This is a genomic window from Paenibacillus solanacearum, from assembly GCF_910593845.1.
In the GTDB taxonomy this organism is placed as follows: Bacteria; Bacillota; Bacilli; order Paenibacillales; family NBRC-103111; genus Paenibacillus_G; species Paenibacillus_G solanacearum.
Map to the genome: position 1 here is coordinate 76,438 of NZ_CAJVAS010000014.1, position 22,672 is coordinate 99,109.

General features: G+C 57.3%; 15 protein-coding genes. 3 read left to right on the forward strand and 12 right to left on the reverse strand.

Annotation, left to right across the window (positions count from 1 at the left end; translation table 11 throughout):
* Positions 1 to 122: 122 nt before the first annotated feature.
* Entirely contained in the window at positions 123 to 533 is a 411-nt protein-coding gene (locus KXG62_RS16790) for a VOC family protein (protein WP_218093153.1), read from the forward strand.
* A gap of 228 nt (positions 534 to 761) precedes the next feature.
* On the opposite strand, the gene KXG62_RS16795 is transcribed toward KXG62_RS16790, so the two are convergent.
* The 3 genes from KXG62_RS16795 to KXG62_RS16805 all read right to left on the reverse strand — a co-directional run bounded on the left by KXG62_RS16795 (position 762) and on the right by KXG62_RS16805 (position 5,660).
* Positions 762 to 2,513 (reverse strand): polysaccharide lyase 6 family protein, encoded by a 1,752-nt coding sequence (locus tag KXG62_RS16795; RefSeq protein ID WP_218093154.1) that lies wholly within the window; start codon positions 2,511 to 2,513, stop codon positions 762 to 764.
* A 281-nt stretch (positions 2,514 to 2,794) separates the two neighbouring features.
* Complete coding sequence (locus tag KXG62_RS16800) at positions 2,795 to 4,279, reverse strand: hypothetical protein (RefSeq protein ID WP_218093155.1); 1,485 nt, start codon at positions 4,277 to 4,279, stop codon at positions 2,795 to 2,797.
* 46 nt (positions 4,280 to 4,325) lie between these two features.
* The gene (locus KXG62_RS16805) at positions 4,326 to 5,660 is read right to left on the reverse strand and encodes an ABC transporter substrate-binding protein (protein WP_218093156.1); all 1,335 of its coding nucleotides are present in this window, start codon (positions 5,658 to 5,660) and stop codon (positions 4,326 to 4,328) included.
* A 96-nt stretch (positions 5,661 to 5,756) separates the two neighbouring features.
* Here KXG62_RS16805 and KXG62_RS16810 point away from each other — a divergent pair, with 96 nt between their 5' ends.
* Together KXG62_RS16810 and KXG62_RS16815 are read left to right on the forward strand one after the other, a co-directional pair.
* Positions 5,757 to 6,590 carry an AraC family transcriptional regulator gene (locus KXG62_RS16810; protein ID WP_218093157.1) on the forward strand — a complete coding sequence of 278 codons (834 nt, stop codon included), beginning with the start codon at positions 5,757 to 5,759 and terminating at the stop codon, positions 6,588 to 6,590.
* A gap of 47 nt (positions 6,591 to 6,637) precedes the next feature.
* On the forward strand, positions 6,638 to 6,829 hold the full coding sequence (locus tag KXG62_RS16815) for a hypothetical protein (RefSeq protein ID WP_218093158.1): 192 nt from the start codon (positions 6,638 to 6,640) through the stop codon (positions 6,827 to 6,829).
* A gap of 1,022 nt (positions 6,830 to 7,851) precedes the next feature.
* On the opposite strand, the gene KXG62_RS16820 is transcribed toward KXG62_RS16815, so the two are convergent.
* The 9 genes from KXG62_RS16820 to KXG62_RS16860 form a co-directional block, all read right to left on the reverse strand.
* Entirely contained in the window at positions 7,852 to 8,577 is a 726-nt protein-coding gene (locus tag KXG62_RS16820; protein ID WP_218093159.1) for an endonuclease/exonuclease/phosphatase family protein, read from the reverse strand.
* Between the two features lie 615 nt (positions 8,578 to 9,192).
* Positions 9,193 to 10,515 (reverse strand): ABC transporter substrate-binding protein, encoded by a 1,323-nt coding sequence (locus KXG62_RS16825; RefSeq protein ID WP_218093160.1) that lies wholly within the window; start codon positions 10,513 to 10,515, stop codon positions 9,193 to 9,195.
* Between the two features lie 221 nt (positions 10,516 to 10,736).
* On the reverse strand, positions 10,737 to 12,140 hold the full coding sequence (locus tag KXG62_RS16830) for a sulfatase family protein (RefSeq protein ID WP_218093161.1): 1,404 nt from the start codon (positions 12,138 to 12,140) through the stop codon (positions 10,737 to 10,739).
* 28 nt (positions 12,141 to 12,168) lie between these two features.
* On the reverse strand, positions 12,169 to 13,668 hold the full coding sequence (locus tag KXG62_RS16835; RefSeq protein ID WP_218093162.1) for a DUF3604 domain-containing protein: 1,500 nt from the start codon (positions 13,666 to 13,668) through the stop codon (positions 12,169 to 12,171).
* 87 nt (positions 13,669 to 13,755) lie between these two features.
* Positions 13,756 to 15,654 (reverse strand): heparinase II/III family protein, encoded by a 1,899-nt coding sequence (locus KXG62_RS16840; RefSeq protein WP_218093163.1) that lies wholly within the window; start codon positions 15,652 to 15,654, stop codon positions 13,756 to 13,758.
* A gap of 5 nt (positions 15,655 to 15,659) precedes the next feature.
* Entirely contained in the window at positions 15,660 to 17,915 is a 2,256-nt protein-coding gene (gene hepB, locus KXG62_RS16845) for a heparin/heparin-sulfate lyase HepB (RefSeq protein WP_218093164.1), read from the reverse strand.
* A 108-nt stretch (positions 17,916 to 18,023) separates the two neighbouring features.
* Entirely contained in the window at positions 18,024 to 19,337 is a 1,314-nt protein-coding gene (locus KXG62_RS16850) for an ABC transporter substrate-binding protein (RefSeq protein ID WP_218093165.1), read from the reverse strand.
* A gap of 128 nt (positions 19,338 to 19,465) precedes the next feature.
* Positions 19,466 to 21,499 carry a heparinase II/III domain-containing protein gene (locus KXG62_RS16855; protein WP_218093166.1) on the reverse strand — a complete coding sequence of 678 codons (2,034 nt, stop codon included), beginning with the start codon at positions 21,497 to 21,499 and terminating at the stop codon, positions 19,466 to 19,468.
* Positions 21,500 to 21,526: 27 nt separating this feature from the next.
* Positions 21,527 to 22,663 carry a glycoside hydrolase family 88 protein gene (locus KXG62_RS16860; protein ID WP_218093167.1) on the reverse strand — a complete coding sequence of 379 codons (1,137 nt, stop codon included), beginning with the start codon at positions 22,661 to 22,663 and terminating at the stop codon, positions 21,527 to 21,529.
* Between the last annotated feature and the right edge of the window lie 9 nt (positions 22,664 to 22,672).

Genomic DNA, 22,672 nt, shown 5'->3' on the forward strand with positions numbered 1-22,672 from the left:
CATCGGGATGCCAACATAGCAATCGGTAAGAAATTTCGATTTGCCCCGTTTGCTACAATGAAAGCGAGAAGCAAAGAAATAATGAAATAATGAACAACGAAACCATGGAAAGGAAGTTGAAGATGGCGAAGTTAACACCGTATATTTTTTCGGAGGATGCCCAGGCTCAGGCGCAATTTTATGTAAAGGCGCTCGGCGGGGAAATCTTGAATGTATCGACCTTCGGACAACTCCCCGACGCAAGCGAAGCGCTTAAGGACAAAGTGATGCATCTCGACATGATCGCCGCAGGGCTGCAATTTTTCATGTGCGACTGTCCAGCCGATCCGCCCGTTCACGGGAACGTGATCAATTTGAACCTTGAATTCGGTACGGAAGCCGAAGCCCGCCAGGCATTCGAACGGCTGGCGGAAGGCGGCATCGTGAAGCATCCGCTCAAGCAGGAGTTTTGGGGCTCGCTATTCGGACAAATCGAGGATAAATTCGGTGTTCATTGGATGATCACCTCCGAGGCCAAACCGGCACAGCCGTAATCCTGAGCTGCCGGCTGTATGCCGCTCGGCATTCGATGCGAAGGCACTTAAAGCCGAGCTTCTTCAAGCAAAAAGGACCTCTGCCTCCACTGCAGTTCAGTGGGGCTTGAGGTCCTTTCATCGTTAGATCAGATCGTTCCCGCGTTACGCGAACGCTTGCAGGACAGCTCTTTATTTACCCGTATCACGATTGTTCGGAGACCGATTCCCTTCCGTCGCGCACGCGTCTCATGCTCCGCGGCCTTTTCTTCTTCGCCCTCTGCCGATCCCCCAGACGAGAACGCCCGCTAGAACCACGCCGGCCGAGGCCATGTACATCGTATAGCCGCCGCTTCCCCCGCTCGCTTCCGTCGTCGCCTGGGGCGAACCCGACGCGGCCAGCCCTGCTGCCGGCGCGGTGCTGTTCGCGGATGCGGCGCTCGCCGACGCCTGGACCGCTGCAGTCGATGCAGACGAAGCGGCCGGCGCGGCCGCGGGCGGAGCCTCCAGCCACGACGGCCCGACCTGCCCGCGCGTGAGCGGCGCGCGCTCCGGCTTCGACGCCGACAGCTCATCCGCGCCGACGTCCTTCGCGCCGTCCCGGCTCTGTCCGTCCATATCCTTGTCGACGTAAGGAAACGACCCTTGCGCCTGATCCTTGACGGGACTTGCTGCCGAAGGACGGAACAGTCCGTCGCCGCTCATCGCGACAGCCGGGTCTTGCATCACGATCCCTTCGGGCACTGGGGTGATGCCTAATCCCGCCCCGAACATCACATTGCCCTTATACGTCATGTTCGTCGGTTTGGACAACAGGTTAATTAAAGGAGCCGTTGTGCCGTAAATGACATTGTTCGCGATCGTAATGCTGTCCGGCGGAACGTTATAGCCTTCGGACCCGACGCCGATATGCACGTTATTTTTATTGTTGACCAGCGTATTATGTACAATCTCGGCATACCTCGCCTGCTTGTAGGTATGGAGCACCAGCTCGCCGCGGCTCGGATCCTCGTTATACTTCGGATCTCCGTTCATCAGGATGATTGCGGCGCTGAGCGGCTTATAGCTGCAGCCGATGCCGGATATGTAATTGTTGTACACTTTATGCCCGTAGCCGATAATGCGAATGCCGACCGTATTGCACAGATTGCCGCCCAAAATATAATTTCCGTATACCTCGCTGTTGTCCCCGTGCCGAAGAACGATGCCGCCCTGCGAATTGCGCAGCGTATTATAGCGGATGATGTTTTCCCACGACTTGACCGAGATGATCTCGGCTTCCCCGTTCGCTTCCTCGAACAAATTCGATTCCACTATCGTATTGGAAGCCCCACGGGAATATTCGCTCGTGCCGATGCGGATCGCCTCCGCGCCGTTTTTGCCGAAGACGGGAATTTTCCCGAAGTAATTGTAATCGATTTGATGGTAATCCCGGTCCTTGTCCGTGTCTCCGTACCTCCAGACGACAAGCAGCGCTCCGGCGTGATTTTTCCCCTCGAAATGGGAATGATCGACGCGGTTGTGCGTGCCGAACAGCGAAACCCATTTGTAATCGGTATCCTTGCTCGGCGGGTTGTAGCCGATAATCTGGGTATTCGTCAAGCGCGAATGGTTGGCATGCTTGCCCGACCCGTCCCGGAATTCGACGATGCCGCCGTACGACGTATTCGGCAAGCCGCCGTCCTGAAAGCGCAGCCCGTCCACCACCCAATAATCTTTGCCGATGCGCAGGCGCGACGTTCCCGTGAGAAGCACCTTGCCCCCGGTTTCCGCCCGCAGCGTAATCTCCTTGCCGGGCTCGCCGCTGTTTCCGTTCAATCGGATGAGCGCATCTTTCCATGTCCCGTTCTTCATCACAATCGTATCCCCGGGCAGCGCCGCCTTCACCGCCTTATCAAGCTCATTGGAATCGCTTACAATATATTGCTCCGCATGAACGGGCAAACAGAAAAACAAGAAGCCAATGACGACAAAAGCATACAACACGACTGTTCTGAGCATACGCAGCCCCCTTTTTCCAAACCTCATTGTCTATACAAAATTGTCTATACAAAAAAACTGCAGAAACCTGCAATGCAGGCTCCACAGCCGATTGGAAACTCATTTCCATGCCAGCGTACATCGATTATAGGGGCGGGAAGCATTCTCTGTCAATAAAAGGGCTTGTCGTTAATTCGTCGAATTTAACCATGAACGGCGCCTTTGCGCTGCACGAGCTATGTGAATCGCTGTCTCGAGGTTTACAGTCGCTCACCGCCGCAGTGCCTCAAGGAAAGACGGAATCATTTGCCCGCATCAAAATAGTCGATAAGATCGTACACGCTGTCGTTCAACGTCTTCATTCGATCCAGCAGCGGCTTATAAGGCTCGTACTTGATGGTTACGATGCCTTTATTCGAATCGCGGTTGGACGGGTCCGCCTCCTTATCCTCCGGATCGTTGTCGATATATTTGAACCAATGCCAGCCGACGACCGCCTTCGATTCCAGCAGCGCGAGGGCATATTGCTGATAAAACTTGCCGCGGTCCTCCTGCGTCTTCACGTTCCAGCCTGCCCCGGACTGGTTCGGCAGCCCTGCATCCATCCCTTTCGTATACCACTCCGTGATCATAACCGGCTTGCCCGACCATTGCTCCCAGTTATGCAAGCTGCTTAGGGTTGGCGTCCATACGCCGTAATAATTGATGCTGACGGCGTCCAGATGCTTCCCCGCCGCAGCGAACAAATAGCGGTTGTCTTTCGCCGTATGAATCCGGGAGCCCAGGTACAGATGGTTCGGATCGTACTTTTTGATCGCACGGCTCACGATGGAATAATACGTGTCGGCGACGTAGCCGATGAACTCTTTCCGGTCCTGATCGGTCACGGATTGTTTGCTGAATTGCGCCGCATCCACCTTCTTGCGTGCCGCCGCCCATTCAAGCGCCGCCTTGTATCCGGGGTCATTCGGGTTCAGCTTCAAATATTTGTCAAGCAAGTCGCTAGGAAAAGGTAGCTCGTTATCGGAGAAGTGCCCGAGCAGGTACGGATCGTCCTTCAAGACGGCCAGCTGCTTCGCATACCGGTCGGCAAACTCCGCAAATTGCGGATCAAAGACGAAGATGGCGTCGTTCGGATACCCCGTATGGCCGGGCTGCTGGAACGTCCCGCCGCGCTCCTTGCCGTAGGAACTCATGAAATTCCACATCTGTGTATACACGACGGGAGCGGTCGTCTTCCGAAGCAGCCCGGTATTCGTCCATGCCCCCGTTCCGTTAAACCCGTGATCCCGAAGCAGCTTGACCGTCGCCTCCGCCCACTTATCCTGGATACCGTACGTTTGCAGCAAGGCGCGGGTGATCGCGGGGGAAGCGCCCGGGGCAACGCTGACGACCCCTTTATGAATAAACAAGTGCCCCTCCGGGTCGACCAGCCACCAGCGGCCGTCGATATTCGTCGCGTAAAAGAAGCCTTTGGCCGCAGCCGACCGATCGGTCCGACCGCCGTATTTGTCCTGCTGATTCGCGCTATAGCCGCTCCGTGAAGGCTGGCTCATCGTTCTTGTATCGTAATCCTTCCACTCTTTATCCGGCTTGACCTGCGCGCTTACTTTCTCGCTTCCGAACCGGATTTCCGGCAATACAGCGGTCAACGTTGTCTCCTCCTTGATCGGCATAGGCATGGCTGGAGCCCCAGTCCACCATGTGATGGCGGCACCAGCCGTAACGGCCGCAACGGCTGCAAGTCCGATGGAGCCGAGCCATAGGGTCATGCGATTGAATCTCATATCCGAAATCCCGCCTTCTTTATCCGGACTGGGTTTCCTGTCATCCTTATTTTTTGTTTTTTGCCTTGTCGGCCTCCGCCGCCTTGCGGATTTCCTCGTCCGCCTTGCGAAGCGACGTATTCACATCCTCCGCGCCGGTAACGGCCCTCTCGAACGCTTTGCTGATGTTCATATCCGTATTGATCGGCGATAAGCCCTGGCTTCGTTTGGGAAGCGCATCCGCCGGTTTGTTTACCGTCAGCGCTTTCAGATTTTTGCTGCGGAGCCCTTCTACGTTCTCGCCGAAGACGTTCAGTATATTGATTTTCGACGTGGAGGGCAGCATGCCGTCCTTGGCGTCACCCAGCTGAAATTCCTCGGACAATAAATACGTCAGCAGCTCGAAGGCGGCTTCTTTATTCGCACTCGTCTTCGTAACGAAATAATAATCGTACGGAATGCGTGAACCGACGCCCGGCTTCTCCTTATACACCGGAAGCGAAGCGATATCCCAGTTGATGGCGGATTTGGTTATCGCGCCGTGCGACGTGATCAGGTCCACGTACATGGCTGCTTTGCCTTCGCGAAACTTCTTCGCCTGATCCTTCCATTCGTTGCCGGGAATGTCGAAGAAGCGTTTCAAATTTTGGAATATTTCCGCCCATTGATCGGAGCCCTGCAGCTTATCTTCCTTGGAATCCATCGCCGGAACGGACAGCGCGTTATCCCGCAGCACCCCGTTCGGGAACATCGTGAAGCCGTTGATTTGGTCTCCGTTCTCCATACGAGTCATTTTTTTGGCCAGTTCGTACGTTTGATCCCAAGTCATTCCGTCCTTCGGGTAGGGAACGCCGAACTTATCGAACAGATCCTTATTGTAAAACAATACGGCCGGCTTCAAGTTATTTTTGGGAAGACCGAGCAGTTGACCCTTCTCGTTCGTGTTCTTGATGCCGTCGAGAGCGGTTGGCGAGAACTGGCTGAGATCATAATTATACTTCTTGGCCAGATCGGTCAAATCGAATCCCAGATCGGTGCTGAGAATCAATTCGTTCACCGACGAGAGATTGCCCCACAATATATCGGGAATGGTGCCTGCCGTAATCAGATCCTGAATCGTAGTGCCCTTGCCCCGCTGAATATAAACCGGCGTGACATTCGGAAATTTTTGCCGAATCCGGTTAAACATCGTCTTTTCCACACTCGCCGTATCCGTCTCGTTATAAGCCGATTGAAACACGATCGTCACCGGCTTACTGAGATTCGCATACTTGTCGGCCACTGCGCCTTCCTTGCCGCCGGCAGCTGCTCCGTCCGGTGCCGGCCCGTTTCCTCCGCAAGCCGCCAATGTGACCGATGTCAGCATCCAACAAGCTGTTGCCATAATCATTCTCTTTTTCATAGGAACACCCCTTTAACGTATGCGCTTTCATTGTTTACAATGACGTGCTTCACTGGTAACCTATTCATAATCGATTTCTTATACGGGAGGCCGAACGTGTTGAAAAGCCCGCACCAGGACGATCCGTTTCGCCATCTTCTGGGTAAACTGTCCATTCACCTCATGGCCGCCGGCTACGATCAAGTAGGGCCGGAGTGGAAGCGGGACGATCATGTGATCCAGCATAACCGGATGTTTTATATCCTTGACGGCGAAGGCTACGTGGAAGTGGATGGCACTCGTTATTACCCGAGAGCCGGAAGTCTTGTCATTATGCCCGGCGGAACACGCCAAGCCTATTCCTCGATCAGCGCCAACGGCTTTACGAAGTATTGGTGCTTCTTCAAAGCGAAGATCGGGGATAACGACTTGTTTCGCATGTACAATTTCCCCATTTGCCTGGAAGTCGGCGATAAAGCCAGAGTCGCGCAACTGCTCCATCAAATTCTGTTTCATTTCGAGCACAAACGCCGAACCTCCAACTTAATGATCAAAGCGTCCATGCTCGAGCTGCTCAGTCACTTTATCGATCACGCGCTGGAAGACGTCATGCCTTTGTCCCGGACGGTCAAAACGGAAAAAATCGGGACGATCATCACCTACATCGAGCAGCATCTTTCCGAGCGGATAACGACCCGGCAGCTTGCGCAGCTCGTCCACTATCATCCGAATTATTTTATACGGTATTTCCAATCTGTGCTCGGCACCTCCCCCGTTCAATATATTCATCATCTGCGGATGGAAAAGGCCAAATCGCTGCTGCTCTCGACCCGTCTCCCGGTGGCGGAAATCGCCCGCGAAGTCGGGATGGAGCCGACGAACTTTACGCCGGCGTTCAAGAAGCATACCGGCTTCCTTCCGTCCTCCTTCCGCGATCTGGTCAAGGACTAATGTCCTGACGCTTCCATCATAATGTCCGCAGGCCAGGCGTGAACATCATGAATATTAACAACAAATTCATAAATATTAACTTCAAACCGTCGCGGGCGGGGTTGCTTGGCGAGTGTCTCCTCGGCGCAAGGACGGAACGCGCCCGTGTGTCGGCGAAACGCGTTCTCGGGTTCGGGTTCGAGCGCAAATGCTATGTGGCAAGCTATGCTCCGAGGCTGCGCCCGGACGGGGTGCTCTAAGCCGCTGGGAGGGTGACTCTACCCGGACCGGTAATCCAAGCCTCGCGGCGGGGTAATCTCCAAGGGCCCCGGACCGGTAATCCGAGCCTCCGGGCGGGCTAATCTCCAGGCCCCGGACCGGTAATCCAAGCCTCCGGGCGGGGTAATCTCTATGCCCCGGACCGGTAATCCAAGCCTCCGGGCGGGAACGGACGTATTTAGTAGGGAGAACCGTACAATTAGTAGGCTAAATCAAATGATTCTCAAGTGAAATATAGTAAAATCGCCAAATAACAGGGAAATCGAACTATTCAAAGCGCTACCCCTTTGTACAGTTCGATTTTGCCAACTACAGCGGCGGTTTTGCGATTTTGATGCGAAATTAGTTCGGTTTGCCGAATGATTAATAGGTATTTCCAACTCGACTCGGCCGGAGTGCATGTGCGGGGCAATATCGTCGACTTTATCCCTAGCGGCATGTGCGGAGCAATATCGTCGATTATGTCCCCATCGGGAACGGACGTATTTTTGTAGGGAGAATCGTACAATTAGTAGGCTAAATCGAATAATTCTCAAGTGAAATATAGTAAAATCGCCAAATAACAGGGAAATCGAACTATTCAAAGCGCTACCCCTTTGTACAGTTCGATTTTGCCAACTACAGAGGCGTTTTTGCGATTTTGATGCGAAATTAGTTCGGTTTGCCGAATGATTAATAGGTATTTCCAACTCGACTCGGCCGGAGCGGCATGTGCGGAGCAATATCGTCGACTTTATCCCAAACAGCAGGTGCGGAGCAAAATCATCGATTGTATTCCTAGCGGCATGTATCCATCCGCGTCGCAAAGGTCGGGATCTCCTTCGTCGGATGCTGCCCCCCGTCACGAACTTGCAGCTAGCAACAGAACATGCAAGCTAGCGATTGACTTTATTCAGAAACGACTATCTTTCCTACAAATAAAAAAACATGCAAATACAAACAAAAAACATGCCGTGATCGAAATCAACGGCATGTCGCTGGAACTGCTTTCTATGCGTGCATATTACGATTTGAACCGGTAGATGCCGACAATCGGACGATGGTCCGAAGCGTCGGAGGCGACGACTTCCCGTTCGACGAGCTCTAGCTGATCGTTATAAAAGATATAGTCGATCCGCCTTGCCGGCGTGATCGACGGGAAGGTACCCGCATCGGCGATGCCGGAGAACGAATCGATCAAGCCGCTTCGCTTAAATTGTTCGATTTCCTCGCTGTCAGGATGAGCGTTGAAATCTCCAAGAAGCACAAGCGGAAGTGTACTGCCTTTCATGATATCAAGCACTTCCTCCGCCTGTTTCACTCGTTGCTCCGACGTCAGCCCCATATGGATGTTGTAAAACATAAGATACCGAGCGCCGACGGCGATTTCCGTCTCCAGCATCCCTCTTTGCTCCTTCCCGAAGCTGCTGAGCGCATGATTGCTCGACCGTACGATCGGATGCTTGCTTAACACGGCCGTGCCGTACTGCCTTCTCGGCTCTCCGGCCGCGAGGGGATCGCGGTCCAGATTCGGCGCGAATACGATCTGCATGCCGAGCGTCTCCGCCAGGGCGCGGCCTAAATCCATAAAAGCGCTGCGGTCGGACCAATGTTTGTCCACTTCCTGCAGCCCCGCGATGTCGGGATCGGCGGCGCGGATCGCATCGGCGATACGTTCCAGGTTAAGCTTGTTGAACGTATCTGTGCCGTAATGAATATTGTAGGACATCAATTTCAGCGTAGAACTCATTGCAGCGTATTTCCCTCCATCTGGTCTGTATAAGAACAAGCTTCCTTTGTTCCTGCGGGCCGTCTCTCGCGATGTCCCTCTTATCTTAGCAGACGGTTTTTTCCCTATCAATGACAAAAATGGCGGATTGCAGCAGCGATTGGATCGTAACACAGCGACAAAAAGACCGGGAGTTCGTTAGAAAAGGAACAAACTCCCGGTCTCATCACTTTCCTTATGGAACTATTGCGAGCTTGTCGTCCAGAACAGCACCGGCCTTACGGGCAGGCGCCTTACAACAAGATGGGCGCCCCCAACAGCCTGCGGCAAAAGGATGCACCAAGCCAGCCCGACACGCATCATTAGGCTGAATGAGGCGCTTCCTACCTGCAGCGCATAGGCTGCACGAGGCAGCTCTCTACTTGCAAGCGCATAGGTTGCGCGAGGCAGCTCTCTCCTTACAGCGCACAGGCTGCGCGGGGTGCTCCCCTCCCTGCCGGCACTTCCAAAGCATGCGAATCCCAAGCGCGCGTTACAGCGCTGAGCGGCGGTCGGTCGAACACCGCGATATAGTCTGCACGCAAGGGCTCCCTAACGCCGCTCTAATGACGGCCGATTCCGGCACGTAGACGTCCATTACTTCTTCGGCTTTTCCGCCTCGATATCTTTGGCCAGCAGCTCCGACGCTTCCCGAACGGCGGTGACGATATCCTTGTTGCCGCGTCCGATGTCGCCGACGGCGGCGTTCAGCCGCTTCCAGGCCAAATCGTTATACTCGGTGAGCGGTGCGGGTGCCGCATACGTCTGCGGGAAAATCGCGTTCACGTTTTTCCCTTTGTACTTCGGAAGGTCTTGCGCGAACGTTTTCTTGATGGTGGGATTTTTCAGCGCGGTTTCCACACCCGTCTTCGAGCGGAGCGTCTGGTATTCATCCGATGTCAGCGCTTGCAATACATCCATCGCGTCATCCTTATACTTGCTCGTTTTGCTGATATAAATATACCCCGGGTATGCCTGCGGCCCGCCGGGTCCCAGCTCCTTGAAGTGCGGCATCGCCGCATAGTCCCAGTTCAGATCCTCAGGAAAATTGAGCGCCGCATTCGAGAAGTGCGACCACATCGCCAGCGTCCTGTCCTTCGCGAACATGTTGGACTGCGCGGTGGATGCGAAAAATCCTCCCGGCAGCGGCTTGCCGTCCGGCGGCGGAATGAGCTGATAAAAGCGCTTCAAATTATCCAGGAACGTCATCATCTTCGGGTTATCAAAAGCGGGCTTCAACGTCTTCGGATCGATGAACGGCGCCGAGAATTGATTCGTCTTCAAGAAATGCTCCGGCGACGCCAGGAAGCCGTAATATTGCGTTCCGTTGTCATTGCGCGTCACTTGCTTGGACAAATTGTAAATTTCGTCCCACGTCATGCCGTCCTTCGGATACGGAACACCGAATTTATCGAAGATGTCCTTATTGTACATAATGACAGGCGAGGTGTTGGACAGCGGCAGTCCGTAGATGCCGCCGCCGGCGATCTCCTTCTGCTGCTGGATCGTGAACGGCTCGAATCGGTTCAAGTCAATGTTCTTCTTCTTGATCAGATCCGTCAGGTCGAACTGGAAATCGTTGCGCAGCAAGTTCAGATGGGTGTGGCCGATGGAAAAGATCAAAATATCGAACTGCTGTCCGCCGGAAATAAGACCCTCCATCGACTTGGAGGCCGGCACCGGAACGAACTTCGGCGTAATGTGTGGAAACTTTTGCTTGATGTAGTCGCCGTAATTTTTCATGAAGTCCTCTTCTTTCCAATCGGCATTGCCGGTTTGGTAGAAGACGAGCTCGATCGGCTGTTTTTGGCCCGATTGAGCGGCTTCCTGCGGCTTTCCCGAGCTGCATCCGGTAAGCAAGCTTCCCGACAGCGATGCAGCGACTGCAATCGTTGTTGACATGCGAATCCACGATTTCATACTGAAAGTCCCCCTTTACTATATATCGCTTTCTCTATACAAAGGAAACGTACCGCACGACAGACGGCGACGGAGAGAACCAAGCAGATCCGGCGCGCGTTATCGTCTGCTGCCGAAAGAACGCACGTCCGGACAGCTCTTTAGCGCGCCGATCTCTCCCGGCCTCCGTGCGGAACCGCTCCCCTTGTTCTCAGAGCGAGTGAAATGCCGTTCCCTTGCGATTATCCGACCGGTTCCACATACGGCGCATCATTCACCTCGCGCTGCAGCCGGTACAGCTCCTCCGTCAGACGCTTCACCGTATCCGCATAAGCCGGGTCGGCGTATACGTTGTTCATCTCATACGGGTCGCGCTGCAGATCGAACAGCTCCCATTCCGGCGGCTTCGGGTCGTCGATCGCGTCGGTCGCGCCCAGCGCATCGGCGTAATAGTAGATCAGCTTGTAGTCATGCGTGCGCAGGCCATAGTGGGCGTACACGCCGTGCTCACTCAAATGCATCCAGTAGCGGTAATACATCGAAGTGCGCCAGCCGTCCGGCACTTCGCCCTGCATCAGCGGGCGCAAGCTGCTGCCCTGCATCTCCTCCGGTACGGAGAGACCGGCATAGTCCAGGAACGTCGGAGCGAAATCGACGTTGAGCGCCATCGCCTCCTGCACTGTTCCCGGCTTGATTTCCTTCGGATAGCGGACGATGAACGGCATGCGCAGCGATTCCTCATACATGAACCGCTTGTCGAACCAGCCGTGATCGCCGAGGAAGAAGCCTTGATCCGACGTATAGACGACGATCGTATCGTCAGCTACGCCTTCGGTGTCCAGCGTGTCCAACAGCCGCCCGACATTGTCGTCGATCGAAGCGACGCAGCGCAAGTAATCCTTGATGTAGCGCTGGTACTTCCAGCTTTTCAGCTCCTGATCGGACAGTCCTTCCGGCGGGTCCATCTTCAGATCGCGCGGCTTCAAATCGCGCTCGATCCGCATGATCGCCGCTTCGGCGGCGGCGGCGCGGTTGCTGTAATCGTCGTTGAATGTCGGCGGTTCGGGAATGTCGACGTCTTCGTACAGGTGCGCGTGCTTCTCGTCGGGAATCCACGGGCGGTGGGGCGCTTTATGATGGCACATCAGGAAGAACGGCCGCTCCTTGTCGCGCTTTTGAATCCAATCGATCGAATGATCGGTGATAATGTCGGTCACGTAGCCTTCATACTGCTTCTCTTCGCCCATCTCGATGAACTTCGGGTTGCGGTAGTCGCCTTGACCCGGCAGCACGCTCCAGTAATCGAAGCCGGTCGGATCGCTGACGCCGCCGTGGCCGAGATGCCACTTGCCGATAATCGCCGTCTGATACCCTGCCTGCTGCAGCAGCTTGGACACAGTTTGCCGGGAGCCGTCGAAACGGTCTCCCAGCGTCAATACGCCGTTCAGGTGATTGTATAGGCCGGTCAATATCGTCGCGCGGCTCGGTGCGCAAATCGAATTGGTGCAGAAGCAGTTGTCGTAGCGCATCCCTTCGCCGGCAATCCGGTCGAGATTCGGCGTCTGATTGATCCGGCTGCCGTAGCAGCTCATCGCGTGCGCCGCATGGTCGTCGCTCATAATAAATACGATGTTCGGTCGCTTCATGGTCTGTCGCTCCTTGATCGCTTGCCTGTTACGCAAGCACGTAAATAGGGGATATCCAGGCGCACTGCCCGTTCGCCTGCTTGATTTCCGCATGGTATACGTCGCATTCCGATTCGGCCAGCGTATCCGTCCACGCTTCACTGACTGTATAAGCCTGCTGCGGAATGGCGCGATGCACCACAAGCGCTTCGGAGTTGTAAGGATGCAAATGCACGGTGCGGTTGCCGCCGAGCAGCTCGCCCACGGTCGTCCTGATCTCCGCGCCGTTCGCCTTGACATGCAGCTCGGTGCTCGCGTCGCCCTCTACCTCAAGAATGACCGCCGCCGTATGCGGGTGCAGCGTCGTCGGATTTTTGAACGAGGTGCACGCCCATTCGACCGCCGAGTCCGATTGGCCGACGATCCGGTTGCCGAGCGCGTTCATCGTAGGATCGTCGCGCAGCTCCGGCGTCGGGGCAAGAATGCTTCGGCCGCGGAAGCATGTTTCCACCGAGGCCAGCTTCCCGCCGCGCACTTCGGCGGCTGCGTTCCACTCGAAGCCGTCCTTGTTGTTCCCCCAGCCCAGCTCCACCTTCACCTTGTACTTGCCTGCGTTCCGGGAAGCGCCTTCGCCCGCAAGCCATTCGCCGTTTACGACCTTCCACGGGCGCAAGTTTTTGTACACGACGATTTTGTCGATCTGGTCGCAGGCAGTCACGTTCAGCTCGAACCGGCGCTGGGAGGCGGCCGTTTCGCTGCCCATCGGCAGGCCGTTCATCGTGAACGAGCATGCGATCTTGTCGCCGGTCACCGCATACGTGCGGCGGGCGAGGATCGCTTCCCATATCGATTCGCGCGTCTTGGCGTCGGCCAGCACGGCCAGACGTCCGTCCCCGTATGAGCCCGGATAGCCTGCGTGATGATCGGTGGAGCCGACGAAGCCGAAGCGGTGCTTCCGCGCAAGCGCGCCGTATATGCTGCTGCGGGAATCTCTCGGCCCCATGTCGTGGTAATACGGGAACGGGCTCTGATCCGACATGCCGCTGCCGTGCTTCGAATACACTTCGACGATCGGGCTGATGGCGCTGCTAAAGCTGTCCCAGTTGCCGCCGCGGTAGCCCGGCGTATAGCCGACGTGATGCGGCACAGCGATGACCCGGCGAGGCGCCAGCTTCTCGACGATGGCCGCAGGCGACTCCCCTTCGACCAGCGGAAGATCGTCATCCGGCGACAAAAAGTGATGATCGCCGTACTTGCTCGAATGCGCCTCGTACCCTTGGAACGTGACGAATTCGCCGGGCACGTTGAAGCTCTTCACTGTATCAAGCACGTAGTCCCAATGGCCGCGCAGCTTGGCGAAGCCTTCCTTGTGGAAATCGACCAAATATTCGAGCCCTTCCGTACGGGCCGGGATATCGTACCAGGACGCGTGACCGATGATCGCGCAAAAGTCGAGCTGGCCTTTGGCCGCCTGCAGCGCGTTCTCAAGTCCTCCGAATCCGTAGCTGATGCCGCAATGATTATGCAAATCTCCCCAATATAATGGCATGTTGATCCTCTCCTATTCGTATGGTCGATGGCTGCTTTGCTTTTTATAAAATGATCCTTGAAGCTAAATTAAAAACTAAATTTGAAGCTAAATTTGGCGGAAGCGAATCGTATGCCCGCCCTCCGGCCGCAGCGATGCAGGCTCCAGCACGATCCGGTACAGGCAGTCGCCCCAAGCGTTGCGGAGCTTCTTGTCCTCCAGCGGGATCGTCTCGACCGCGGGCGACAATGCCGCCGCATCGTATTCCATTGCGAGCGCTGTGCTTTCGCTGCACCGCAGCACGATCCGGCCACCGCCGCTATCGACCTGCGGCTGGCAGCAGGTCATGAAGTTCAGCGCGAACGGCCCGCCGGCTCCGTCCGCGAACGCATACCGCTCTTCGAGCTCGACGACCGCTTGCGGCGAGCGGATCAGGCGGCAGGTGCGGGTCCACGAAGCGATTCCCGCTTCCGGCGGGTACGCTCCGGCGATGTCGAGCGTAAGCTCCGTGCGGTCCGGTTCCGATGCATACTGCGCATCCGTCGCACGAAACGCGATGCCGTCCTGCTGCATGCGGCCGCCTATCGCCGGGAGGCTGTGATAGCCGGACTGCATCGTCCAGATCTCATAGCGCTGCGCGCTGAACGTCTTCGCGCTGTATTCCTCTACCCCAACGTCGATCAGCACCGGCAAGCCGTCCGCATACACGACGAAATGGCCGACATCGTTGTGATTATGGCTCTCCTGGTTATGGCCGCCCTTCATGGCGGCATACAGCCCGCGATCCGACGCCTCGGTCTCGCGCGCCGCCATGACCTGGATGCCGTCCATGTACATCTCGCGCCGGAACGTCAGCGGCTTCGCATCTTCTTCGATGCGGCGGTAATCGAACAGCGCGGGCAGAACGCGCAGGAAGGACAGGAACTTCATGTTCTTCCAGCCTTCGCTGCCGAGCATGCGGTGCACGGATGTCCCGAGCGCCATCATATTGTCGTCGCCGATCCGCTCGCCGTAGCGGTATACAATATTGCCCTCGACCGTAATCCGGTGCGGCCCGTCGGCAAAGTTGAGAAAATACCGCTCATGAATATGTACCTTATAAATATAGCGCCCGATATTTTGAATGAGCGGCTCTGCGTATACATCGAACTTCCCGCCGGTAGCCGCGTGCAGCAGCTCCAAGCAGTCGAACAGCGAGCCGCCCGCTTTATTCCAATAGCCCGGTCCTTCGTCGCAGCCGCCGTCGGCCGGATGCATCGACAGAAACCGGTCGAGGCTGTGCAGCGCCTTCATCACGGCCTGCCTTCTGCGCTCGTCATCCGCCTCGGCGAGCAGAAATGCGCTCAAGCAGTTGGAGGTACACCAGGGCGTCCAGTTGTTCAGCCGCTGGTCCCGCTCCCGGAAGCCCATCCACCAGCAATCGTCCCGCTGCAAATACGGGTCCAGAATGCGGCGGCGCAGCTCGCTGCGAATGCGTTCGCAGACAAGCGGGTTCACCCGGTCCAGCACCGGCTGCAGCAAATATGCAAGCCATGCGAACAGGTTGCCGGTCTCGGCGGCAAACAAGTCGATTCCGGGCTGGGAGAGAACGTCCGGCAGTCCGGGATGCCGTTCCTGGAACATCCGGTTATGCGCGGAGATGACCCAGCTCGACTCCTCGCTGATCAGCCAAATTCCGTTAATCAGATCTTTCACGAAACGTCCCTTGTTCTCCACGCACTCGGCCAGGGCCAGAGAGGTGACGGCCCGTCTGCGCAAATGGTACACGCCGTCGTACCGGGTCCGGTTGCCGTTATGCAGAAACTCCATATACATCGATGCGGTGAGCACCGGCCAGTTGTAATCGAGGTATTTCTCCCCTTCCGCCACGACCGACTGCCGCAGCTCCGCAGGCAGCGCTTCCCACTCGCTTCGCCGTTCGGCGTCCGGGTAAGGGCGGTATGCAGCCCGCGGCAGTACCTGATCCGCCAGCCGCTGCCCGGCAAACCATTCGCTCAAATGTCTCATCGTTGTCATTTCCCCTCTTCACTCACTTCGGCCTGCAATGTCAGCCGCACGTCTGCGGTCACGCCGGTCAAATGAAGCACCCCGGCCGCTTCGGTCACGTCGCGCGTTTCGCGCCGGCCCTCCGTCTCCACGCTCCACCGCCCGGCGGCAAGATCGGCGATGACGCATTGGAACGAACCGGCCCCTTGGCTGCCCCCGGCCAAGCCGGAGACGGACACCGTCAACGGACCGCGCAGCCGCTCGCCGCTCTTGCCGAACAGCACGATCCAATCATTGATTCTGGCGCCGACCAAGTCGCCGGTGTCGATCCGCTCCGTAGGGAGCGCCGGCGGGCCGCCGATCTCTTTCACCTGCATCACGTTCAAAAAATAATTTTGCTCAGCCGGCTCGCGCGGGCTTACTTCGATGCGCCAGGCGCCCTGTTCTTTCGTGCTTGGAAAATCGTTGACGAAGTTGGTGCCGAACACCCAATACTCTTGGCCGGGACCGCCAACTGCCACGATGTCCCGATTGCCCCCTTCCGGCAGCAGCGTGTCATTGATCAGTTGACCGCTATAGCCGTCCTCGCTGCGCGAAATAACCGTCCGGCCCGCTTCCTCCGCAATCTGCGGCTCCTCTACGCTGTGCAGCAGCCAATATTTGCGGAAATCGGCTCGGGCGGATACGACGCGGTCGAATACGATCAGCGCCGCCGGATGCGTGTCGTCCTTGAAGTTCAAGAACAGGAACGAGCGCTGGAACTGCTTCATTTTGTCCGAATACGCGGCCGTAATGTCACCTTTCAAGTATGAATAATCCGGTTGAACGGGGTCCGGTCCGAACCCGTGCGCCAGCACCTCGCCCCGCTTGAAGTCTTTGCCGAGCAGCTCCTCAAGGCTGAGCGGAGGCCGTCCCTCGTTCGGCCAGCGCTGACCGCCGTCGTTCACGTTCGGCCAAGTAAGTCCGCCGTCCTTGACATACGGGTAATGTTTTAATTCCTCCGGATCGTACACCAGTACCGTATTGTACGCGATCGACCGCTTGAAGTAATACTTGTTGTGCGGTGAATGGTATTTACCGGAAGAGCCTTTGTAAATGCCGGAATCGATTGCCAAGTAGCCTTTGTAATACAGCTGGAACGCACCGGCGTCCAAATGCTGGTGATTGTTGTACTGGTATTCGCCAATGCGCATCTCGGCGACCACCGTTCCCGAGCTGCGGTCCATCCCCGTATCCCAGCCTGTTCTGGCGATCATGATCCCCATCGGCGAGCCGAAATACCGCGTTTGCGGAAGCTCCTGCACCGGTCTCGGCGCAACGTCGGCGTTGTAGAACAAAAAGGCGTGAAACACATACATGTCCGGAATGGACTGAAATTCGCGAAACTGCTGATCGAGAAAATACGGATTGCCGTAATAGCTCCCCGCCATCAAATAGACGAGCGGGAACAGCCTGATATATTCATGCTCGGCATAGAGCGGATTGTCGCTGTCCCCGTCGCGGAGCAGCTTGCCGTCCGGCCTGCGGGTATAAATCCATTGATAGCCCACCCGCTCCTGCGAGGCGTCGAACGGATTGCCCGCGCCCATCCGGTCCATGATCCATGTGGCGTACAGCTCGGCCTGATACCGGTACGAGCCGTAATTATCCCCCTGGTGATGCCACCCCGAAGGATAGAAGAAGTTGCGCGGAGGCACCATCTCCGCATACAGCCGCCCGGCGGCAAGGTTGTACATCTCCGGGTCTTCGTCATAAATCGCAATGCCGGTGCCGAGCAGATCGCGCATCAGCATCCATTCGCTCGTATGGCCGACGATCGAGCCTTCTTTGTTCGGCGGATAGCCGCATTCCAGCAGCAGCGCCAGCCGTTTGAAATGGCCGATCATGAAGCGGCGCTCCTCGTCGCTGATCAGCTCGCGGCACCAATCGTAGACGACGGCGCCCGCCAGCATCAATCGTCCGATGGACCGGGAAATGTCCTGATAACTCGCATTGAACGATTTCGTAAGGCTGTGCAGCGCCAGCTGCTTCGCACGCTGCCCGGCTTCTTCGTCGCCGTCCAGCACGTACATGAGCGCGCTTGCTTCGATGAGATAGACGTCGCCCGGACTTTCGCTGGAATAGGCGTCGTTGATGTCGATCCGGCTGAATTCGGTCAGCCGCTCCCATACTTGCTTCATTTCCGGCTTCGTTCTTTTTTCCCTTAACGCGGGAATGTCTTGACTTCGGATCAGCAGGCGCGGATGCTCCTGCGGGGGAATATGCGGCGGCTGCGGATACATGGCGCCAGTCCTCCTTTTTTCGGGTAGGTCGATGAGCTTGGAATCGGGTTGGAACGGACAGCCTGACGATCGTTTGGGATCCGCGATGCATTCGGCGCCCTGCTCGGGCTACTTCGACTTCTTCACTTCAAGCATCGCTTTCTCCGCTTTATCCTGCACTTCGCGAAGCACGGTATTGACATCCTTGTTGTTCTGCGCCATATCCTTCGCACCTTCGCGAATCAACTGCTTGAACGGCAGGTCGTAATCGGTCGGCTTCACGATCGGCGCGGGCTTCGTCTTGAACACGGCCTGCACGTTTTTGCCCTGGAAGCTCTTCAGCTCGGACGCGTACGTTTTCTTGACGCTGTCGTTGTTCAAGGAAGTCATGCGGCCCGTCTTATTCATCGCGATCTGCGCTTCGTCGGATACGAGCGCCTCGATTACCCGAAACGCTTCTTCCGGATGCTTGCTCTTCGGCGACAGCATCATCAGATGCAGATCCACCGGCTTGCCGACGCCGGGGCGGTCCTCGAAGGCCGGATACGTCACCATATCCCAGTTGACCGGGTTGCCTTGATTCGCCGTGTCCTCGAACGTGCCGACGACGCCGTCGCCCCATACCGGGTACATCGCGAGAATGCGGTCTTTGAAAAAGCCGTTCGTCGTATACATGAACTTGTTCTTCTCCCCGATAAATCCGGGAATGTCATAGATCGCTTTCAGCTTGGAAAAGGCCGTCTTGTAGCCCTGCGTATTCATAAGCGGCTTTTCCTCCTTCTCGTCTACATACGGAAGCGAATATTGCCTCGTCACATTTTCCGGGTAATCCGGGTCGACGCCGATGTATTGCACGCCGTCTTCTTTGCGCGTCAGCTTCTTCGCCAGCTCGATCGTCTGATCCCAGGTCATCCCGTCGGTCGGAAACGGAACGCCGAATTTGTTGAAAATGTCTTTGTTGTACACCATCATGCCGTAGTTCATCGAGAAAGGAACCGCGTACACTTCGCCTTTGTCCCCGAATTGCTTGATCGCCGCCATACCGGCGGGATCGAACTTGTCGAAGCTGAGGTTATGCTTCTTCGCCAGCGCGCTGAGATCCATGCCGAGGCCAAGGTTGTTGAACATGCCGATGTACACGTTGCTCGTCAAGATAAGATCGGGCAGCTCTCCGGAGGCGATCACCTGCTCCGGCGTATTCTTATCGCCGTTGCGCGATACGAGCTGCATCGAGATGTTCGGATATTTCTTCTGAATCGGTTCGACAAAAAACTTCTGGAATTCGGAATCCTGAATGCCGGAGCTGTAGCTGTACACGATCAGCTTCACCGGCTCGCTGCCCGCAGCCGGCCCGGTTTCTTCGCTCTTGCCGCCCTTCGAGCAGCCGGCCAAAGCAACCGCCAGACAGAGCAAGCACGTTCGCGCTGCGCTTGATTTCCACATCGTCATCCCTCTCCCTTCCGCCCCGCGGGACGGCGGCAGACGCCTGCTTCGGCGTCCGCGCAGCCCGCGGGGCCCTGCCCTTCCCGTCCTATCCTTCCCGTCCCTATCCTTCACAACCGGCTCGCATGTCACTTCCAGTCAGACAGCGGCACGTAACCTTGCCCTGCGGCAGGTACTGCTTCGCCGCCCGCCAGCGGCACGAGCTCGACGGCCATGCGCACGTCCGTTACGCCTTCCAGCTTGACAGCCAGCTTGCGGATGCCGTTATTGGCCGTCTGCCCCGCCGGATTCGGCGACTCCGGCAGCGGTCTCGCCTCCATTACCTGGAAGGAAGGCTTGAGCGGAGAATCGCTCGGCAGCGTCAGCGTCACCCACAGCCGCTTGCCGTTTTGCGTGAGCAGCGCCGACCTGCCGTCCTCCGCCACCTGCACGGCCGCTTTCGTGTGCATGAACCACCAGACCGTCGAGGGCTGCTTCGCCTTCAGCTCATCCTGGACAATCAACCGCTTGCGGTCTGCAAGCAGAATGCCTCGTTTCGCCGTTTCCGCGTTCCGGGCATAGGCGGGCTTCATATCGGCAATCGCAAATGCCTTCTGCGGCGTCGAAACGTAGTTCACGATTTTGCTCATGGATGCCTGATCCTGCTGAAATTGCGCGTCAGGGTTGATCACAAGCGTGTTATGCCCTTCCGGCTTCAGCCGGTAGTACGTGTAACGCTCCTTATCGTAGTTGGAGTAGCCCTTCAGATTGTAATCGTCCTTGCCGACGTCGATCGCCCATTGCTCGCCGCCCGCGTGGAATACGAAGGAGCCGATGTCCGAATGCGAATGGCTCGCGACGGCGGTCCCCGCCTTGAAGCCGGCGAATACACCGGTCGGGTCGTACCACTTGCTGCGCATCATCACAAGCTCCGCATCGCGATAGTACACGTCCGTCGGCAGCGACGTGTCCGATTGGCGGAACTTCGGATCGTACCAGAGCAGGTCGTAGACGCCGCCCGCCTGCTTCGCGTCATCCATCATCGCCAGCCGATGACCGGCCAGCTTCGGATCGTTAATCGCCTTGGCGAGCCAGAACAGCTCGGGCATCTTCATCTTGCCGCTGTCGTTGTCGGCAAAGTTGTACGTCCCTTGCGGTCCGGTCACATATACCGGGAAGTAAGCCGTCTTCGCCAGCGTCGGCGTCTGGGCGTGGCCGTACGTCGTGCCTACCGCCGTCTGCAGCGCCGCCATGTAGCTGACGGTGTATTCCATCATGTAGCGCCAGTAGCCCGGCCCTTCGCTCCAGCCGCCATCCGGCCCCCAATGGCTCAGAATGATGGTCTGCACGGATTTCATCGAGCGGATGATGATGTCGCCCGCAAGCGCCCGCACTTCATCCTCGTCCCCGATCGCCAGCGCGCCGACGATAATACCGCCGTTGCAGACGGCGCTCCAGTTGTTGACCGGATCGGTGCGGACGCTCCACCATACTTTGTTGTTGTGGGCATCGACCGCCTTCTGCAGCCCCTTCTCCACCATCGCCTTGCGCACCGCAGCTTTTTGCTCCGGCGTCAGCACGTCGTACAGCCAGTCGTAGCCGATGCCCATACCCGCGGTAATTTCCGCGGTATTGAGAAATTCCTTCTTGTCATTCCAGTCGGGGAACGACGCCATCGCGAGCATTTCCTGAACCGCCCGCTTCGCATACTTCTCCTCCCCGCTCAGCCGGTACATCATCGCGTTCTGCTCGATGATCGGCCGGGCGTCTCTGGCGGACAGCATGCGCCGGCCGTCAGGCGTCTCGTAAGCGCCGACCGGCTTCGTCAGCGTCTTGTCCGCCGTCTTGCGCAGATCGGCGTACCATTTCCGCAGCAGCGGGTCGCTCTTGACGTCTTCCTTCAGCTTCGCGAACGTATCCGCCGTAGCGAACAGCCGCGGATGCTGCCGGTTCGGGTTGTTCTTCTGGAGATCGGCGATGATGCTATCCGCCGTAGGAGCCGGCCCGTTGTACGGCGCGAACGCCGGCGGCGGCAGCGGCGTCTGAACCGCCGTCTGCTGGCCCTCCGTCCCCGGCTGCGTCCGGGCAGCGGGTTCGCCGCTGCCGGTGCACGCCGGCAGCACGGCGATGCAGAGCAGCAGCAGCCAGACCAACACCGAATTTGCTTGCTTATGTAACCGCATAGGTTCTCCCCCTGTGAACGGTGCGTTCTACCAGAACATGTCCCGCTGGCCGCGCAGCTTGGCGAGCGCTTCCACAAAGAAGTAGTCGCCGTAAATCAAGCCGACATCGATATTTTTGCCGGCCGGGTAATGGCCGGTACCGTGAAGCAGAATCGCTTCATCCTGCTGATCCCATACCGCGTAATGATCGGCGAGCGATTTCAAGATCCGCTTCGCCGCCGAAGCGTACAGCCGGCTCTGCTCCGCCGGCACCGATTCTGCCAGCAGCAGCAGGCCGCTTGCGGCAATCGCCGCCGCCGAGGAATCCCGCGGTGCGCCTTCCAGCGTCGGCAGCCGGAAGTCCCAGTAAGGGACAAGGTCTTCCGGCAGGTTCGCCAGGAAGAAATGCGCCGACCGCTTGCTGCCCTGCAAATAGGCGTCGTCCTTCGTATAGTGATAGCACAGCGCCAGGCCGTACAGCGCCCAGGCCGTCCCTCTCGCCCAAGCGGATTCCGGGGCGTAGCCCTGCCCGCCGAGCGTGCCGACGCGCTGGCCGGTCTCCGGGTCAAACGCCGCGATATGGCAGCAGGAGCCGTCCTCGCGGAAAAATTCGCGCAGCACCGTATTGGCATGCTCGGCCGCGATATGCTTGAACCGCGGGTCGCCGATCTCGGCGGATGCCCAGAACAGGAGGCTGAGGTTCATCATGCAGTCGATAATCGCCCAGCCGGCGTTGCCGCCGTCCGCTTTCCAGTTGTTGTTGTTCCACGCCCGGATGTAGCCGCCCTTGAGATTGAACCGGCTGGCAAGCCAAGCGGCCACCTTCAAGGCGCGCAGCTTCGACTCGGCGCTGCCGGTCAGTTTGTAGTTCGCCACCGAGGAGAGCGACCACATGAATCCGACATCGTGATGAAGCCGCGTATACTCGTCGATGCATACGTCCATTTGGGCTTCGCACGCTTCGGCCAGCTGCCGGAACGCCTCGTTCTTCGTGTCGCGGTAAGCAAGCCACAGCAGTCCTGGCCAAAATCCCGAAGTCCACGCCTGCGGCTCCGTTCCGTCGTATTTCCCATCCTTCGATACATGAGGGAATCCGCTCCCGATCGCCTGGCTCATCAGCCCGATCTTCGCCACCGCTTTCTCCCATGCTTCGTCAATCCATGCTTCGTATGCTGCTGCCTTCATTCGTCTTCT

Bases quoted from the DNA above. Each gene is read 5' to 3' on its own strand.
- KXG62_RS16860 (WP_218093167.1), bottom strand. From the start codon at position 22,663: ATGAAGGCAGCAGCATACGAAGCATGGATTGACGAAGCATGGGAGAAA.
- KXG62_RS16855 (WP_218093166.1), bottom strand. From the start codon at position 21,499: ATGCGGTTACATAAGCAAGCAAATTCGGTGTTGGTCTGGCTGCTGCTG.
- hepB (WP_218093164.1), bottom strand. From the start codon at position 17,915: ATGTATCCGCAGCCGCCGCATATTCCCCCGCAGGAGCATCCGCGCCTG.
- KXG62_RS16800 (WP_218093155.1), bottom strand. From the start codon at position 4,279: ATGAGATTCAATCGCATGACCCTATGGCTCGGCTCCATCGGACTTGCA.
- KXG62_RS16820 (WP_218093159.1), bottom strand. From the start codon at position 8,577: ATGAGTTCTACGCTGAAATTGATGTCCTACAATATTCATTACGGCACA.
- KXG62_RS16790 (WP_218093153.1), top strand. From the start codon at position 123: ATGGCGAAGTTAACACCGTATATTTTTTCGGAGGATGCCCAGGCTCAG.
- KXG62_RS16840 (WP_218093163.1), bottom strand. From the start codon at position 15,654: ATGAGACATTTGAGCGAATGGTTTGCCGGGCAGCGGCTGGCGGATCAG.
- KXG62_RS16825 (WP_218093160.1), bottom strand. From the start codon at position 10,515: ATGAAATCGTGGATTCGCATGTCAACAACGATTGCAGTCGCTGCATCG.
- KXG62_RS16795 (WP_218093154.1), bottom strand. From the start codon at position 2,513: ATGCTCAGAACAGTCGTGTTGTATGCTTTTGTCGTCATTGGCTTCTTG.
- KXG62_RS16805 (WP_218093156.1), bottom strand. From the start codon at position 5,660: ATGAAAAAGAGAATGATTATGGCAACAGCTTGTTGGATGCTGACATCG.
- KXG62_RS16815 (WP_218093158.1), top strand. From the start codon at position 6,638: ATGAATATTAACAACAAATTCATAAATATTAACTTCAAACCGTCGCGG.
- KXG62_RS16835 (WP_218093162.1), bottom strand. From the start codon at position 13,668: ATGCCATTATATTGGGGAGATTTGCATAATCATTGCGGCATCAGCTAC.
- KXG62_RS16850 (WP_218093165.1), bottom strand. From the start codon at position 19,337: ATGTGGAAATCAAGCGCAGCGCGAACGTGCTTGCTCTGTCTGGCGGTT.
- KXG62_RS16830 (WP_218093161.1), bottom strand. From the start codon at position 12,140: ATGAAGCGACCGAACATCGTATTTATTATGAGCGACGACCATGCGGCG.